Raw genomic sequence first — 902 nt, 5'->3', positions numbered from 1 at the left:
TCAGAAATTCACGCCGAAGCTGAGCGCAACGTAGTCGCGGTCGACGTTGGTGTTGAAATCGCCACCGAAGTAGTTGGTGTAACTCAGGCTGGCGGTGTAGGTGTTCAGGTAGTCGGCATCCAGCCCGAGGCTGACGGCTTTGGAGCCTTCATCGAAGTTCGGGCCGTAACCTTCCACGTCATGGGACCAGGCCAGGTTGGGCGACAGGTTGATGCCGGCGATCACGTTCGGGTAATCGAGCTTGCCGCGCAGGCGATAGCCCCAGCTGTTGCTGGTGTAGAAGCCGTTGTCGTTGCACTCCTGGGCCGGGTTGCTGGCGCTCGGCGTGCCCACGGCAGTGCCGGCGCAGGTGGCCGGGCCCGCCGCGCCTTGCAGCTGGCCGGAACCGAAGGCCGGGCTGCGACCGAAGCGCAGGTCAGAGCCGTCGGCCTTGCCCAGGCCGCTGATGTGGTTGTAGCCGACCTCGCCGACGACGGTCAGGCGGTTGGCGCCGAGCACCTGATCGAAGAACTGGGTCGCGGTCACTTGCGCCTGGGTCACCGGCATGCGCTTGTAGCCGTTGACCTCGGCACCGAGGTTGCGCCCGGCGAAACCGGTGGTGATCAGCGGCGAGGTGGCGCCGAAGGTGGCGGCCGACAACAGGTCAGCGGTGTTCAGTTGCAGCGGCATGTTCGGCCGGTAGCTGACCTCGCCACCCAGGGACACGCCTTCGACGTTGGTCTGGAAGCTCAGGCCGTAGAGGCGGATGTCTTCCGGGTAGTCGATGAAGTAACGCACGCTGCGCGCCGAGGTCACACCGCCCGCCGCGCTGGTCATCTGGTTGATGCTCAGGAACGGGGTGGGGGTGGGGGGGTGTTTGGGGGTGGGGGCGGAGTCGGGTTTGGCTCTTGTACACGTTGTCG

Annotated in this window: 1 protein-coding gene; it reads right to left on the bottom strand. The window is 65.6% G+C overall.

What is annotated here, in order from left to right; translation table 11 throughout:
- Window positions 1-902 (bottom strand): DUF1302 family protein (locus GPL81_RS31000; protein WP_246219017.1); only part of this gene is annotated, 902 nt, incomplete at its 5' end.

The sequence above is a fragment of the Pseudomonas izuensis genome, from assembly GCF_009861505.1.
GTDB classification, from domain to species: Bacteria; Pseudomonadota; Gammaproteobacteria; order Pseudomonadales; family Pseudomonadaceae; genus Aquipseudomonas; species Aquipseudomonas izuensis.
Note: the sequence above shows the minus strand (reverse complement) of the source record. Positions and strands in the feature narration are given on the sequence as shown.